This is a genomic window from Shimia sediminis, assembly GCF_003990645.1.
GTDB lineage: Bacteria > Pseudomonadota > Alphaproteobacteria > Rhodobacterales > Rhodobacteraceae > Shimia > Shimia sediminis.
Genome location: NZ_RYZK01000001.1, coordinates 566,582 through 580,849, shown reverse-complemented (window position 1 = coordinate 580,849; position 14,268 = coordinate 566,582). Strand labels below are relative to the sequence as shown.

Genomic DNA, 14,268 nt, shown 5'->3' with positions numbered 1-14,268 from the left:
TTCCATCGCTCTCATGGGGCCAATCGTGCCATGCTGGATGTTGCTCAAATGTTTCGGTCCTGAACGCACTGGGACCACCTACTTCATATTAGGGGTAGAAACTCATCAGTGGGCGCGACATACTTGCCCCTATTGCACCCGTGGCACCCAACAAGAACAAAGGCAATCGCGATGGCTTCGGACCGACAAAACCTCCAGGACGCATTCTTAAATCACGTTCGTAAGACCAAAGTACCTGTAACGATTTTTCTCATCAACGGTGTGAAACTCCAGGGTGTGATCACCTGGTTTGACAATTTCTGCGTACTCCTGCGCCGAGATGGTCAAAGCCAACTGGTGTATAAACACGCAATTTCGACCATTATGCCGGCGCAGCCGATCAGCCTTTATGAGGGTGAAGACGCCTCTTGATGGAGCATGACGCGCAGGTCACCCGCGCTTGGGTCCTGCATCCGGATATCACCGGCACCGAGAAACGGCGCCAGGCCTCTTTCGCTTTGGAAGAGGCTGTTTCGCTTGCCACAGCACTATCAGAGCTGGATGTCGTCGGCTCAAACACAGTGCGTTTGGCACGACCGCATCCAGGGATGCTGTTTGGTTCCGGTAAGATTGAAGAACTTGGCAATCTGTTCAAGTCGCACGAAGTTGAACTGGTTCTGATTGACGGGCCTGTAACGCCGGTTCAGCAGCGAAATTTGGAAAAAGCGTGGAAGGTCAAGCTGCTTGACCGCACGGGCCTAATTCTCGAAATCTTCTCGGATCGTGCCAGAACCCGAGAGGGGGTTCTGCAGGTTGAGATGGCTGCACTCAGCTATCAGCGTACGCGGTTGGTCCGTGCCTGGACGCACCTTGAACGTCAGCGTGGCGGACTAGGTTTCGTTGGCGGCCCTGGCGAAACCCAGATCGAGGCCGACCGACGCGCGATTGATGACCAGCTTGTACGCCTGCGCAGGCAACTGTCCAAGGTGGTGAAAACTCGAGAGCTGCACCGCAAGGCAAGAGCCAAGGTTCCGTTTCCAATCGTGGCGTTGGTTGGCTATACAAATGCAGGAAAATCCACACTTTTCAACCATGTAACGGGCGCTGATGTGATGGCCAAAGACATGCTCTTTGCCACGCTTGATCCTACGATGCGCGCGGTTGAATTGCCCGATGGCCCCGAAGTGATCCTGTCGGACACAGTTGGTTTTATCAGTGATCTTCCCACTGAACTTGTGGCTTCGTTCCGCGCCACCTTGGAAGAGGTGCTTGCCGCTGACCTGATCCTGCACGTACGCGATATCGCCCATCCTGAGACTGACATTCAGGCCGAAGATGTACGCGACATTCTGAACTCTCTCGGCGTAGATAGTGGTGCAAAACAGCTGGAGGTCTGGAACAAGGTCGATCTGCTTGAGGACGACACAGCTGAAGCGATCCGCGCGCGTGCAGAGCGTGACGACGAGATTTTTGCTGTGTCCGCTGTGACAGGCGAAGGGCTTGACGCCTTGTTTTTGGCAATTTCCAATGCGCTGGCTTTGGACAAATCCGAAGAGCAGCTCCACCTGGATTTTTCGCAGGGAAAACAGCGCGCATGGCTATTCAAGGAAGGCGTGATCGAGGAAGAAACCCAAGATGAGACAGGGTTTCATATCCGCGTAAGCTGGACAGCCCGACAGGCGCGCAAGTTCCAAGGTCTGTAGCGCCTGTTCTATGGTCTCGCGAGCGTCGCACTATTCCTTTGGCACCAAGCGGGTAACACCTACAGAAGCCGCACGTGCCAGATCTGGATCCAAAGACATCGGCACATATTCTCCACGGCGCCATAGCTGAGCCATGTCGTCGTAAAAGCGCGACAGAAAATGACCAGATTGCCCCGTAGAGATTACAAAGACCGAACTGTCGGGGTCTGCAAAGTCATACACGCCCCGATATCCGGCCGCATGCACGTTCTGAAACGGGTCCGGTCCACTCCCGCTGGTCTTGCCGCGCTGGAGTGTGTTGTCTCCACCGGATGTGGATTGGCGGATGTTCACGAAGTATCTGAGCAATGGTACTTCGCCCAAAACCTGGTGATCATGGGTCGCTTGGTGGGCGTCTCCCCACCGCAGGGATTCCAGCTGCGTGCCGTATTTTTCGGAAATCCAGATAAGCGCATCGTCCAAAGCAAGCCGCGCCATGTCAGTGCAGGTTTCAACAGGCGCACTTTGAATAACGTCGCACCAATGGGATGCGCCATCGACGTCGCGAAAGACGCGCTCAATGAACAAGGGTTCGACGTGGGTGTATTCTTCGGCCAATGGACCAAGATCGTCCTTGATCAGCCGTTCTTGCAGCGCCCGCATCCAAGCCGCATAGATCAGCGGTTCGGGCAGGTGTTCGTTCATTTCGCCGTTCCACTCGGCAAGTAAAGCAAGCGCGCGTTGGCGCAGCCGTTCTTTGGTACCCTCCGGGGCGGCTTCGCCCGTAAACCAAAGATCGGCGCCAACAAGAGGGAGCAAGGCACGTGCCGTGAAACTTACAGTATCCAGCTGTGCCTCCACGAAGCTATCTCGCGTGTGTACCTGTCGGCTCTGCATCAGGCGTTGCCAGCGTTGCACGCGCTGAGTGTCCCCCCAGACATAGGACACATGTAGCGGAAAGGGGCGTTCAACGGTTTTGTTGTTCGTGTTTCCGACGATACCCCCAATGGGGCTTAGAAAGACGGGGTTCGATGCATAGGGCAGGCGGCCTTGCCACTGGTTCTGGGGCATCCAGCCCAGCGTTGGCATCCGCCCTTGAGATTGATGTGCAGTGGCGCGTCGTGGGATCGCACCAATGGTTTTGAGTGCAACGTTGTCCTTGTCGGCCAAGGTCAGGTTCTGGGCCGGAGAGATGTAACCTTCTGCGGCAGCAATGGCTTCGGTAATGGAGCCAGCATAAAGAAGATTAACGGCGGCCGTCATAGATGTGTCCTGCGCGCTGAGTGCCGTCCACCCGAGTGCTGCAACATGCCCTTCGGGCGTGATGCTGCCCAGATTGTAGTGGCTATCAGGCAGAACAGGACCGTTCTCGGTCCAGCGCAAGGTCAGGGTCACAGGTTCCTGATCTGCAATATTGATGATGGACTTGCGGGTTCGAAAAGGCGTGTAGCCTTCGGGGGTTCGGTACTCTTCAGAATTCTCGGGATTGAGTTCTTCAATAAAAACATCCTGATCATCTACGTAGGCCGACGTTAAGCCCCATCCCAACGAGTCACTGCGCCCGGTTAACACAACCGGCATTCCGGGGATCGTGCCCCCGATTACGCCACCTGTGCCCAATTCCAAACGCGCCAAGTACCAGATTGCAGGGGCACTCAGGCCCAGATGCGGGTCGTTGGCCATAAGTGTCCCGCCGGAAGCGGATCGACTTGGCGCGGCCGCCCAGGCATTTGACGCACCCGCATGAGGTCGTCGATTGAAAGGTGACAAACCATGTGCAGGCAGCGGCCTGGACGCGGCAAACCGGGCGTTACCGGGAACCAGATTGGCGTATTCGGGTAGGGCTGCAACACCGGTTCCGGGTGCATCGGGCAATATATCTGCCAACCGGTCGGCATCAGGCAGCAAAAGGCTTGTGCGTGCGCGCAGGACTTCTTCGTCCAGGTGGCCAGACAACTGCAAAGCCATGAGTTTCTGGATGGCAATGGAGTCAGCAGGTTGCCACGGTGCCAACGCGTTCGGAAACAGGAACATCTCCGGCGCCCCGCGTCCCAAAGACTCGCGGTTGATCTCGTCTATCCGTGTGTTCACGCCGTTGGCGTAGGCGCGTAGAACGCCAGCAGTTCGCGCGTCCTGATGTTGAACAGATTGAACCGCCAGAGGGTAAAAATCGAGCCGCCGTAGCAATGAATCGACTTCCAGCGTGGCAGTGCCGAACACCTCGGACAAGCGGCCTTGAGCGGTTCGACGCAGCATGAGCATCTGCCAAAGCCTGTCCTGTGCATGCGCGTAGCCCAACGCAAAAAACACATCGGTATCTTGCTGGCCAAAAATGTGCGGTACATTGGCATTGTCACGGACGATCTCGACCTTTTCCGAGACGCCTGAAACCACCAGCCGCTTGTGGTATTCCGGCAAGCTGCGCGATGCCAGGAAATAGACCAGCATAACGCCCAAAACGACGAGCAAAAGCATGCCGCCCGCAATGCGCAGCAACCATTGAATGATGAACCCCATGCCGAATCCCTGATTAACTCTTGCCAAGCGTCGCGTGGAACACGACAAACACTACGATGTTTGAAAGCGAGGGAAAAGCACATGGCAAAAATAGCCTTTCTGGGTCTGGGCGTGATGGGATATCCCATGGCAGGGCATCTGAAAAACGCCGGGCACGACGTAACCGTCTACAATCGCACGGCCACCAAGGCCGAAGCCTGGACGAAGGAACATGGCGGTTCATTTGCCTTGAGTCCCCGTGAGGCGGCTCAGGGGTGTGATTTCGTTATGGCCTGTGTTGGCAACGACGATGATCTACGTGAGGTTTGTCTGGGCGATGAGGGTGCTTTTGCCGGGATGATCGCAGGGTCGATTTTTGTCGATCACACAACGGTTTCAGCAAAAGTCACAAGCGAGCTTTTTGATATTGGCAAAGCGCAGGGCATTTCCTTTGTCGATGCTCCAATTTCCGGAGGCCAGGCTGGTGCGGAAAACGGAGTTTTGTCCGTGATGTGTGGTGGCGACACCTCTGCCTATGAAGCCGCGGAACCCGTCATAAATGCTTATGCTCGAATTTGCCGCCGCATTGGTGAAAGTGGGGCGGGGCAAATGACCAAAATGTGCAATCAAATTGCGATTGCGGGGCTTGTTCAGGGTCTCTCCGAAGCACTCCACTTTGCAGATAAAGCGGGATTGGACGGGCGCGCTGTTGTCGAGGTGATCAGCCAGGGCGCGGCAGGCAGCTGGCAGATGTCCAATCGTTACGAGACAATGATCGACGACCACTTTGACCATGGGTTCGCGGTAGACTGGATGCGCAAGGATTTGGGAATCTGTTTGGATACAGCCAATGAAACCGGCGCAAGCCTGCCCGTAACGGCGCTGGTCGACCAGTTCTACAAGGACGTCCAGAAAATGGGCGGCGGTCGTTGGGATACGTCGAGCCTGATACAACGTCTTCGAAAGCTCGATTGAGGTTTGATTACAAAAAAGGGCGGTTCCACCTTTTCGGAAACCGCCCTTTTTGTGAATTCGATGGGAACCGTCAGGGGATGATGCGGCTGTACTTCGTGCCTTCCAGTGTAGCACCGATGTGCAAGCCGGCTTGACCAAACACCACCGCAATGACCGGGGCCAGTGTGGTGGTCGTGTCCACCGCAAGTGTCTCACCTTCATCTGCTACAGCGTACTTGATGTCAGCTCCTGCGGCCCAACCGTTCGAGCGGCGGAACTCTGCCAAAGCCCCCTCGGTCATGAAGAACAGAACATGCGCATGTTGCGAAGCACCGATTTGCAGCCCAAAGCTGCCCATCGCTGCTGAATAGTAGTCAACAGTAATGTCGTCGACCCGCAGGGCACCGCGGCCATACCCGCCACCAATGCCAAATCCGGCTTCAGTGATCAGGGGCATAACAAGAATCCCGGTCGACTTGTTCGCAAGATCCACGGTGTTGGGGTAGTTGCTGTAAAGGTAGTCCAGCGTGTTATCCACGCGTGCGTCAATCTCTGAACCACCTGTCGAGCCCACGCCATTGCCGCAGGCAGCGGTCAGTCCAACGCCAGCAAGTGCTGCGAGGGTAAAACCCCGTCTGTTCATCATGTTCATTGTATTCGCCTGTTTGTCTTGTTTTCTGCTGCGATACCGCCGGTTTTCCGGTCGTTCGACGCGATTATAGAGAACGTGACGTGAACTGTCACTATTTGCTTGAGGTTTTGGGCGAGTTCACGCGCAGCTAAAGCCCGTTTAGTTTCCGAGCAACGGCAGGGGCGAAATAGGTCAGGATGCCATCGCACCCGGCGCGCTTAAAACCCAGAAGGCTTTCGACCATGGCCTTGTCACCATCGATCCAGCCATTTTGGGCCGCTCCCATGATCATCGCGTACTCGCCGGACACCTGATAGGCATAGGTTGGCACCCCAAAATGATCTTTGACCCGGCGGCAGATGTCTAGATACGGCATCCCGGGTTTGACCATGACCATGTCAGCGCCTTCATCCAGATCACGTCCGACAAGGCGGAGCGCTTCATCACTGTTGCCGGGGTCCATTTGGTAGGTGGATTTGTCGCCCTTAAGCGCTCCGGATGCGCCAACCGCGTCCCGGAACGGACCGTAAAAGGCACTGGCATACTTGGCAGCATAGCTCAGGATCATCACTTCGGAGTGGCCGTTTTCTTCTAATGCGGACCGGATGGCGCCAATACGGCCATCCATCATATCGCTTGGCCCAATGATATCTGCGCCGGCCTCGGCTTGGCTGAGAGCTTGCTTGACCAGCGCCTCGACGGTTTCGTCGTTCAATATCTTACCATCCTTCACAAACCCATCGTGACCGTTGATATTGTAGGGATCGAGCGCGACGTCGGTCATCACCGCAATCTCTGGCACCGCGTCCTTGATGGCGCGGGTCGCAGTGTTGGAGAGGTTGTCGGGGTTCCATGCTTCGGCACAGTCTTCGGTCTTTTTGGACGGATCTGTGTAAGGAAAAAGACAAATGGCAGGAATGCCAAGGTCGTTGGCCTCGCGCGCTGCTTCTACGATCTTGTCGACCGAGCGTCGCACCACGCCTGGCATCGAAGTCACAGGCTCTTCCACACCTTCGCCGTCTCGCACAAAGATCGGCCAGATCAGATCATCCACTGTCAGAGAATTCTCGCGAACCAAGCCGCGCACAGCGGCAGATTGACGTGTGCGGCGCAGACGAGCGGCAGGATAGGCGGCGGGCAGATGGCTCATATTCAACCTCATTAACAAGCCCCACTGAGGTGCCACGGATTTAACCGCATCTCAAGGCTAGGAATTGCCGCAGAGCCGCGTTATGTGGGGTGAAACACGAAAAAGGGCCCGAGCGTGGACTGGCATCAAACCGTCTTTGAACTCATCGATTTGCGCAGCTTCTCGAACCTTTGGTTCTGGATTGCGCTTGCGGTCATGTGGTCATCCGCCAGCCATTGGGTGCTTGGTGTGCCTTTTGATATGGTGTTGCGGGCCAAACGCAACGGCGGTCAAAGCGAGATTGACCTTGAGGATATGGTGCGCATCAACACCAATCGTTTGCTATACGTCGGTCGGGTCTCGGGACTTTGGCTGGTGGGGTTCACCTGTTTTTTCCTGACGGGACTCGTTGTGCTCGGGTTTTGGTATGACAATGAATTTGCCCAGGCCGTGTTCCTATTGATGTTTCCCTTGTCCCTGGTGGGATTGATGAGCCTCTCAACGGCGGCCCGGATCCAAGAGGAACATATCAGCGGAGCGCTGCTGTACAAACGTCTTGCGCGCCATCGTGTTTATACGCAAGTCATTGGTGTGGTGTCGATTTTTGTGACGTCGATCTGGGGAATGTACCAGAATTTCAACACTTCGCCTCTCGGGTAACTCCCATGGCCCAAGCGTCCCAAATCACCGTTGGAGGTGCGCCCGAAGGCTTTGATGCCCAGTTGATTCTGGACGAAGTTGAGCGTTCATCTCGACCGGTTTTGCATATTGCACGCGACGACAAACGCGTGGCAGCGCTGCGTTCTGCTCTCGCGATCTTTCGGCCGGACATGCCGGTTATTACCTTTCCCGGGTGGGACTGTCTGCCCTACGACCGGGTTTCCCCAAATGCGGATATCTCTGCGGCGCGTATGGCCACATTGGCGGGCCTTGTGCATGGCATGCCAGAGCGCTTTGTTCTGCTTACGACCCTTAATGCGGCAACGCAGCGGGTGCCAGCGAGAGAGATCCTAAAAGAAGCGGCCTTCAAAGCGCATGTAAACTATCAAATCGACGAGAAAGCCTTGCGTGCATTTCTTGTTCGGATGGGGTTCACTCAGGCTCCAACAGTGATGGAGCCAGGCGATTACGCAATCCGGGGCGGTATCATTGACATCTTCCCACCGGGCGACAGCGGCCCGGTGCGTCTCGATCTTTTTGGTGACGTTCTTGATGGGGCACGACGATTTGACCCCATTTCCCAACGGACGACCGAAACACTGGATGAGATTGAATTGGCCCCAGTGTCCGAAGTGATCCTGGATGAGGCCGCGATCACGCGGTTTCGCCAAAACTATCGGGTCGAGTTTGGTGCCGCGGGAACGGATGATCCACTCTATGAGGCGATCAGTGCTGGGCGAAAGCATCAAGGTGTCGAACATTGGCTGCCGTTCTTCCACAAGCGGCTCGAAACCCTGTTTGATTATCTTCCAGAATCCGTGATTTCCTATGATGATCAATTGGATGCGGCGCGAGTTTCACGTTGGGAGATGGTCGAAGACCAATATGAAACCCGGAAACACGCGCTGCAGCAAAAGTCGCGTATCGACACGGTCTACAAGCCCGTGCCGCCCGAGTTGCTGTATCTCGATGATGCGGCTTGGGAGGAATCCGTGGCCGGGCGCCGTATTCTGCGGTTCCATCCACTGCAACAAGCCAACGGACCAGGTGTCATCGACGCGGGCGGGCGCATAGGTCGAAATTTCGCACCAGAACGCCAGCAGGAACAGGTCAGCTTGTTCGCAGCCCTGGCCGATCACATTCGCGCCCGGATGCAGGATGGACCGGTTCTTGTCGCCAGTTACTCCGAAGGCGCCCGCGAGCGGCTCGCCGGGTTGATCGAAGATGAGGGGTTGGCCGAGGCCATTTCAATCACGGACGCTACTCGGGTAGGCAAATCTGGGTTGTATCTAGTTGTCTGGGCTTTGGAGCACGGGTTTGTAACGCCCGACATGACAGTCATTTCCGAACAGGACGTTCTGGGGGACCGGCTGATCAGGGCGCCTCGCAAAAAGCGCAGGGCTGAGAACTTTCTTACCGAGACACAATCACTTAGCCCCGGCGATCTGGTCGTGCATGTCGATCACGGTATTGGGCGATATCAGGGCCTCGAAGTGATCACTGCAGCGGGGGCAGCGCATGAGTGCCTGAGCCTTGAATATGCGGAAAAATCAAGGCTCTACCTGCCAGTCGAAAACATTGAGCTTCTGTCAAAGTACGGTCACGATGAGGGTCTTCTGGATCGCCTGGGTGGCGGTGCATGGCAGGCAAAAAAAGCAAAACTCAAAGAGCGCATCCGCGAGATGGCGGATCGATTGATCCGGGTCGCTGCAGAACGCGCGCTGCGCAAAGCGCCGGTGATGGAACCGCAACACCACGCCTGGGAAGAGTTTTCAGCGCGTTTTCCGTATCAGGAAACCGAGGATCAGCTGCGTGCCATCGCAGATGTCCTTGGTGATCTTGGCCACGGCACGCCAATGGATCGTCTGGTGTGTGGCGATGTGGGGTTCGGCAAAACCGAAGTGGCGATGCGCGCGGCTTTCGTAGCGGCGATGTCCGGCGTGCAGGTTGCAGTGATTGCTCCGACAACGCTTTTGGCACGACAACACTACAAGAGCTTTGCAGACCGCTTTCGTGGGTTTCCGATTGAAGTCAGAAGCTTGTCACGTTTTGTGAATGCAAAAGAGGCCGACAAAACGCGCGAGGGCATGGCGCGTGGTACAGTCGATATCGTGATTGGCACCCATGCACTTTTGGCCAAGAGCATTCGATTCAAAAATCTGGGCCTGCTGGTTATTGACGAAGAACAGCACTTTGGTGTGGCGCACAAAGAGCGATTGAAACAGATGCGCTCCGACGTGCATGTGTTAACGCTGACCGCAACGCCCATTCCGCGTACCCTGCAATTGTCGCTTTCCGGCGTGAGAGATTTGTCGATTATCGGCACCCCGCCAGTCGACCGTTTGGCAATACGAACATATGTCAGCGAATTCGACGCGGTCACCCTTCGCGAAGCGCTCTTGCGGGAACACTACCGAGGTGGGCAATCATTCTACGTGGTACCCCGCATCACCGATCTTCGCGAGATTGAAGAGTTCTTGTCTGAACACGTGCCTGAGGTGTCCTTTGTCATTGCGCACGGACAAATGGCAGCTGGCGAACTTGATGATCGTATGAACGCCTTTTACGACGGCAAATACGATGTTCTTCTGGCCACGACGATCGTGGAATCCGGTCTCGATATCCCAACAGCCAACACTATGATCGTACATCGCGCCGACATGTTTGGTCTGTCGCAACTGTACCAGATTCGCGGACGGGTTGGTCGGTCGAAAACGCGCGCCTATGCCTACCTCACAACCAAGCCACGTGCACGTTTGACGCCTGCGGCAGAGAAACGACTGCGAGTTTTGGGGAGCCTTGACACACTTGGTGCAGGCTTCACTCTGGCAAGCCAGGATCTCGACATTCGCGGGGCAGGGAACCTGCTTGGCGAAGAGCAGTCGGGGCAGATGCGCGATGTGGGCTATGAACTTTATCAATCCATGCTGGAAGAGGCGATTGCCAAGATCCGGGCCGGAGAAATGCAAGGGCTCTCGGAAGTGGACGAACAATGGGCACCCCAGATCAACTTGGGTGTTCCGGTTCTCATTCCCGAAAACTATGTGCCCGATCTTGATGTGCGGCTGGGGCTGTATCGCCGTCTTTCAAGCTTGCACACCAAGGTTGAACTTGAGGGGTTCGCTGCTGAATTGATCGATCGGTTTGGGAAATTGCCAAGAGAGGTCAACACCCTGCTTTTGGTGGTTCGCATCAAGGACATGTGCAAGCGGGCGGGCATTTCCAAACTGGACGGAGGCCCGAAAGGGGCGACCATTCAGTTCCACAACGACAAATTCGCCTCTCCGCAGGGATTGGTTGAGTTCATTCAAGACCAGCGCGGTCTCGCCAAGGTGCGGGACAATAAAATCGTTGTGCGTCGGGACTGGAAAAAAGAGAGTGACAAGATCAAAGGTGCCTTTGCAATTGCGCGTGATCTGGCGACGAAAGTCGTGGAAGAGAAAAAGCGCAAAAAGGCCAGTGGCTGACCTAGGGTCAATCAAGCCAAGCTTGCCAGAAACCATGCACCCACTCTAGTCTGATTGCATAGTCACAATCAGGAATTGGTTTTATGCATGTCCTCAAGTCTGCCGTGAGCGTCTGCGCCGTATTTGCCGTCGGAACGGCGTGGGCCGAGTCCGAACCACCTCCGGCCATGGAGCCCAAAGCGGTTGAGATCATTGAACAGGCCGCGCAATACCTCTCGGATCAGGATCAGCTGTCGGTGAATTGGTTTGTCTCTTTTGACACAGTGGTGGAGGGGCGCGAGAAAATCACCGAAGTACGCAGCGGGCACAGTTTGCTGGATCGCGAAGATGGGTTTTACGGGTATCTTGAACGCGGAATGGCATCGCGTGAGTTTTTCTATGATGGTGTGAATTTTACCGTCCATAACGTCGACAACGACGCCTATGCTCAGATCGCCTTTGTCGGAGATTTTGAAGACCTCGTGCATCGTGCCAGGGATGAATATGACCTGGAGCTGCCCATCTGGTCAGTGCTCTCCATGCAGTATAGCGCAGACTATTTGGGTTCAGCCGAACAATCTGCCTACCTTGGATTGACACGTGTCGGCGGAGAAGTGGCTCACCACATCGCACTCAGCAATTATGACGAAGACTGGCAAATCTGGATCGCGGATGATCCGGAAAGCCCGCGGCTTTTGATGTTGGTTGGCACAGATCCATACACCCAAGGGTGGCCACAGTACCGGGCCTACTTCACCGGCTGGAACTTTGCGCCTGAAGTCCCTGAGGGGACGTTCACCTACGTCCCTGGCGCGGATAGCGAGCGTATGAGCTGGCCAAAAGTCCCGGAAAGAAACTGAGGAGAGAGAGATGAAACAGGTTTTCACAGGACTGCTGGTCGTCGCTCTGGCCATCGGGACGTCCCCCCAAGGCGTGGCAACATTGAGTTTTGATATCTCTTCAGCCTTTGCCCGAAACAAAGGAGGGGGCTTCAAAGGTGGAGGCGCCCGTCCTGCTGGCGGCGCCAAGGTGCGCCCTTCGACAGGTGCGAGACCCTCTGCCGGTACGAGACCTTCGCAGGGAACCCGCCCGTCGACCGGCACGCGTCCCTCCACCGGAACACGCCCTTCCACAGGGACAAGACCGGCCACTGGCACACGCCCTGCGCCGTCGACGCGCCCCGAGGTCGGAACACGGCCAAACAACCCTGCCGCGACACGGCCTGCAGCCAAGCCGGGCAACAAGGCTCGTCCGGCTGTTCAACCCGGTGATCGACGTCCTCCTGGAAATGGTGTGCGCCCGCCAAACATGGGCAAACCCGGGGCCCGTCCGCCGGGTGCCAAGCCTGCGCATCGCCCCGGGTACCGTCCGCCCGGTTACCGTCCGCCGCATTCCCGCCCGCCTTATTGGCGGCCGCCGTACCATCGCCCCCCTTACTATCGGCCGCCGCACTACCATTGGGGTGACTACTATTACCATTCATCATGGGGCTGGTTCTTTACAGCGCTGCTTGTGACCTCCACCCTTGTCTTTGTGACAGATTTGCCGTCTGACAAAGATTGCGAGAAAATCGTGGATGGCGGCGAAACCATGTATCTGTGCGACGGCGTTCTCTACCGCTCGACATATTATGAGGACGAGCGTGTCTATGAGATCGTCAGCGACCCGCCCGATGCGGCGGAACCAGAAACTGTGGTGGGGCTCGCTCTGACGGATCCGATGACACAGGGTGCCGTGGTCAAAGAGCTGCAAACAGGTTTGATTGGTGCTGGCTACGACGTTGGAACCGCTGATGGCGTCTACGGTAGCGGCACGGAAACCGCTGTCATGTGGTATCAGTACGACAACGGGCTCGAGTCGACTGGCGTTGTTGACGTGCAGACGGCTGAACTCTTGGGGTTCGAAGTCCCGACCAATCCGGCGGCGAACTCTGAGCAGGAAGCCACTGCTCCAGCCGAGGGCGACGCTGCGACGGAAGACGCTCCCGCCGGAGATGGCGATGCGTCAGCGGATGAGTCCGAGGCAAAAGAGGTCGACACAGAGTCTGGCACCGAAGCTACTGCGGATCAGTAAGTGTCCATTCAGCCGGGGTGCGCTTAACCGCGCGCCTCGGCACGTTTCATCCAAAACATGAGGCCAAAGCCGACGGCCGCCTCTACCCCTATCCCCAACGCAAGGGGTAGTGGGGTGCCGTCAAAGGCCAACCCGACAGGAACGGCAAGAGCGGCCCCGAAAACGGTTGAAATCGCCCCCATCACACTGGCCGCAGTGCCAGCCATGTGACCAAGCGGCTCCATAGCCATGGCGTTGAGATTCCCCAGGGTCATGCCAGCCTGGAAGAAGAGTGTCGTCTGCCAAGCTACGAAAACACCAAAGAGCAGGGGACCGACCGGCAAGCTCAGCCAGGCAATCAGCATGGCAAGTGAGCAGCCAACCTGAACAGCCAAAGTGACTGCCACGAGGAACCTCATACCCAACCGCATCACAAGCCAGGCATTCAGGATGCTGGCCGTGCCCGCGATCAGCGATACCATCGCGAACCAATAGGGAAAGTTCTCGCCGCGGGCAAAAGTGATGTCATAGACCTGCTGTACACTGGTGAGGATTGTCATAAGCATCGCAAAGCACAGCGTTTGAACAAGGATCGAAATACGCACCACTGGAATTGCCCACATCTCTCCAACGGCGGCAATCAGCACCGGCAGGCGGAACGGGCGACGATCCTCGCGGGCCAAGGGTTCGGGCAAGCGGAGGCTCAGCCAAACCACGGTCAACAGTGAAAACAAGATAAAGGCGACAAACACGCCCCGCCATCCGCTAAAGGCGATAATAAACGACCCCAACAGAGGGGCAATCGCTGGGACGAGGGTGAAGATCAGCATCACGATCGACACCAGGCGTGCCATGTCGCGCCCAGAGTATAAATCTCGAATGATCGCAAGGGTTACGACCCTTGGACCCGCTGCCCCGACCCCCTGCATCAGGCGCGCGGCAAGAACCAGTTCCAGAGACTGCGACGCCCATCCGATGGCCGCGCACACCATGTAGACCACAGCCCCGCCCACAACGACGGGTTTGCGCCCGAAAGTATCTGACAAAGGACCTGTGAAAAACGTGCCAATCCCCATGCCCAACATGAAGCTTGTCAGGATCATTTGTGCCCGGTTGAGGTTATCAGGGCTGAGCTCGCGCCCGATTTCCGGCAAGGCAGGCAGCATCGCGTCGATGGAGAACGCGATGGTGGCGAACATCATGGCACAAAGTGCCACAAATTCGACGCGGGACATGGGA

11 protein-coding genes are annotated in these 14,268 nt (G+C 56.5%); 7 read left to right on the top strand and 4 right to left on the bottom strand.

Going from position 1 to position 14,268, the window contains the following annotated elements; genetic code table 11:
* Positions 1-171 precede the first annotated feature (171 nt).
* Together hfq and hflX are read left to right on the top strand one after the other, a co-directional pair.
* Entirely contained in the window at positions 172-411 is a 240-nt protein-coding gene (gene hfq, locus EK369_RS02940; RefSeq protein WP_008204623.1) for an RNA chaperone Hfq, read from the top strand.
* Positions 411-1,682: a GTPase HflX gene (hflX, locus tag EK369_RS02935; protein WP_127112176.1), complete on the top strand. Its 1,272-nt coding sequence runs from the start codon at positions 411-413 to the stop codon at positions 1,680-1,682. The genes hfq and hflX overlap by 1 nt, the downstream gene beginning before the upstream one ends.
* A gap of 30 nt (positions 1,683-1,712) precedes the next feature.
* On the opposite strand, the gene EK369_RS02930 is transcribed toward hflX, so the two are convergent.
* Positions 1,713-4,178 (bottom strand): penicillin acylase family protein, encoded by a 2,466-nt coding sequence (locus EK369_RS02930; protein ID WP_127112175.1) that lies wholly within the window; start codon positions 4,176-4,178, stop codon positions 1,713-1,715.
* A gap of 81 nt (positions 4,179-4,259) precedes the next feature.
* Between EK369_RS02930 and EK369_RS02925 the strand changes: the two genes are divergently transcribed.
* Positions 4,260-5,132 carry an NAD(P)-dependent oxidoreductase gene (locus EK369_RS02925; RefSeq protein WP_127112174.1) on the top strand — a complete coding sequence of 291 codons (873 nt, stop codon included), beginning with the start codon at positions 4,260-4,262 and terminating at the stop codon, positions 5,130-5,132.
* Positions 5,133-5,202: 70 nt separating this feature from the next.
* Here EK369_RS02925 and EK369_RS02920 read toward each other — a convergent pair whose 3' ends face one another.
* Positions 5,203-5,763 carry a lipid-binding SYLF domain-containing protein gene (locus EK369_RS02920; protein WP_127112173.1) on the bottom strand — a complete coding sequence of 187 codons (561 nt, stop codon included), beginning with the start codon at positions 5,761-5,763 and terminating at the stop codon, positions 5,203-5,205.
* A gap of 127 nt (positions 5,764-5,890) precedes the next feature.
* Positions 5,891-6,892, bottom strand: coding sequence for a porphobilinogen synthase (gene hemB, locus EK369_RS02915; RefSeq protein ID WP_127112172.1), 1,002 nt, complete (start codon positions 6,890-6,892; stop codon positions 5,891-5,893).
* Positions 6,893-7,006: 114 nt separating this feature from the next.
* On the opposite strand from hemB, the gene EK369_RS02910 reads away from it, so the two are divergent.
* From EK369_RS02910 to EK369_RS02895, 4 genes are all read left to right on the top strand, one after another.
* Positions 7,007-7,531 carry a component of SufBCD complex gene (locus EK369_RS02910; RefSeq protein WP_127112171.1) on the top strand — a complete coding sequence of 175 codons (525 nt, stop codon included), beginning with the start codon at positions 7,007-7,009 and terminating at the stop codon, positions 7,529-7,531.
* Between the two features lie 5 nt (positions 7,532-7,536).
* Positions 7,537-10,998, top strand: coding sequence for a transcription-repair coupling factor (gene mfd / locus EK369_RS02905; RefSeq protein WP_127112170.1), 3,462 nt, complete (start codon positions 7,537-7,539; stop codon positions 10,996-10,998).
* Positions 10,999-11,081: 83 nt separating this feature from the next.
* The gene (locus EK369_RS02900) at positions 11,082-11,837 is read left to right on the top strand and encodes a DUF2092 domain-containing protein (RefSeq protein ID WP_127112169.1); all 756 of its coding nucleotides are present in this window, start codon (positions 11,082-11,084) and stop codon (positions 11,835-11,837) included.
* Positions 11,838-12,510: 673 nt separating this feature from the next.
* A complete protein-coding gene (locus EK369_RS02895) occupies positions 12,511-13,050 on the top strand; it encodes a peptidoglycan-binding domain-containing protein (RefSeq protein WP_127112168.1) in 540 nt (179 codons plus the stop codon).
* Positions 13,051-13,073: 23 nt separating this feature from the next.
* On the opposite strand, the gene EK369_RS02890 is transcribed toward EK369_RS02895, so the two are convergent.
* Complete coding sequence (locus EK369_RS02890) at positions 13,074-14,264, bottom strand: multidrug effflux MFS transporter (protein WP_127112167.1); 1,191 nt, start codon at positions 14,262-14,264, stop codon at positions 13,074-13,076.
* Between the last annotated feature and the right edge of the window lie 4 nt (positions 14,265-14,268).

What these genes read in the sequence shown, in the direction of transcription:
- hfq (WP_008204623.1), top strand. Translation starts at nt 172, where the DNA reads ATGGCTTCGGACCGACAAAACCTCCAGGACGCATTCTTAAATCACGTT.
- hflX (WP_127112176.1), top strand. Translation starts at nt 411, where the DNA reads ATGGAGCATGACGCGCAGGTCACCCGCGCTTGGGTCCTGCATCCGGAT.
- EK369_RS02930 (WP_127112175.1), bottom strand. Translation starts at nt 4,178, where the DNA reads ATGGGGTTCATCATTCAATGGTTGCTGCGCATTGCGGGCGGCATGCTT.
- EK369_RS02925 (WP_127112174.1), top strand. Translation starts at nt 4,260, where the DNA reads ATGGCAAAAATAGCCTTTCTGGGTCTGGGCGTGATGGGATATCCCATG.
- EK369_RS02920 (WP_127112173.1), bottom strand. Translation starts at nt 5,763, where the DNA reads ATGAACATGATGAACAGACGGGGTTTTACCCTCGCAGCACTTGCTGGC.
- hemB (WP_127112172.1), bottom strand. Translation starts at nt 6,892, where the DNA reads ATGAGCCATCTGCCCGCCGCCTATCCTGCCGCTCGTCTGCGCCGCACA.
- mfd (WP_127112170.1), top strand. Translation starts at nt 7,537, where the DNA reads ATGGCCCAAGCGTCCCAAATCACCGTTGGAGGTGCGCCCGAAGGCTTT.
- EK369_RS02900 (WP_127112169.1), top strand. Translation starts at nt 11,082, where the DNA reads ATGCATGTCCTCAAGTCTGCCGTGAGCGTCTGCGCCGTATTTGCCGTC.
- EK369_RS02890 (WP_127112167.1), bottom strand. Translation starts at nt 14,264, where the DNA reads ATGTCCCGCGTCGAATTTGTGGCACTTTGTGCCATGATGTTCGCCACC.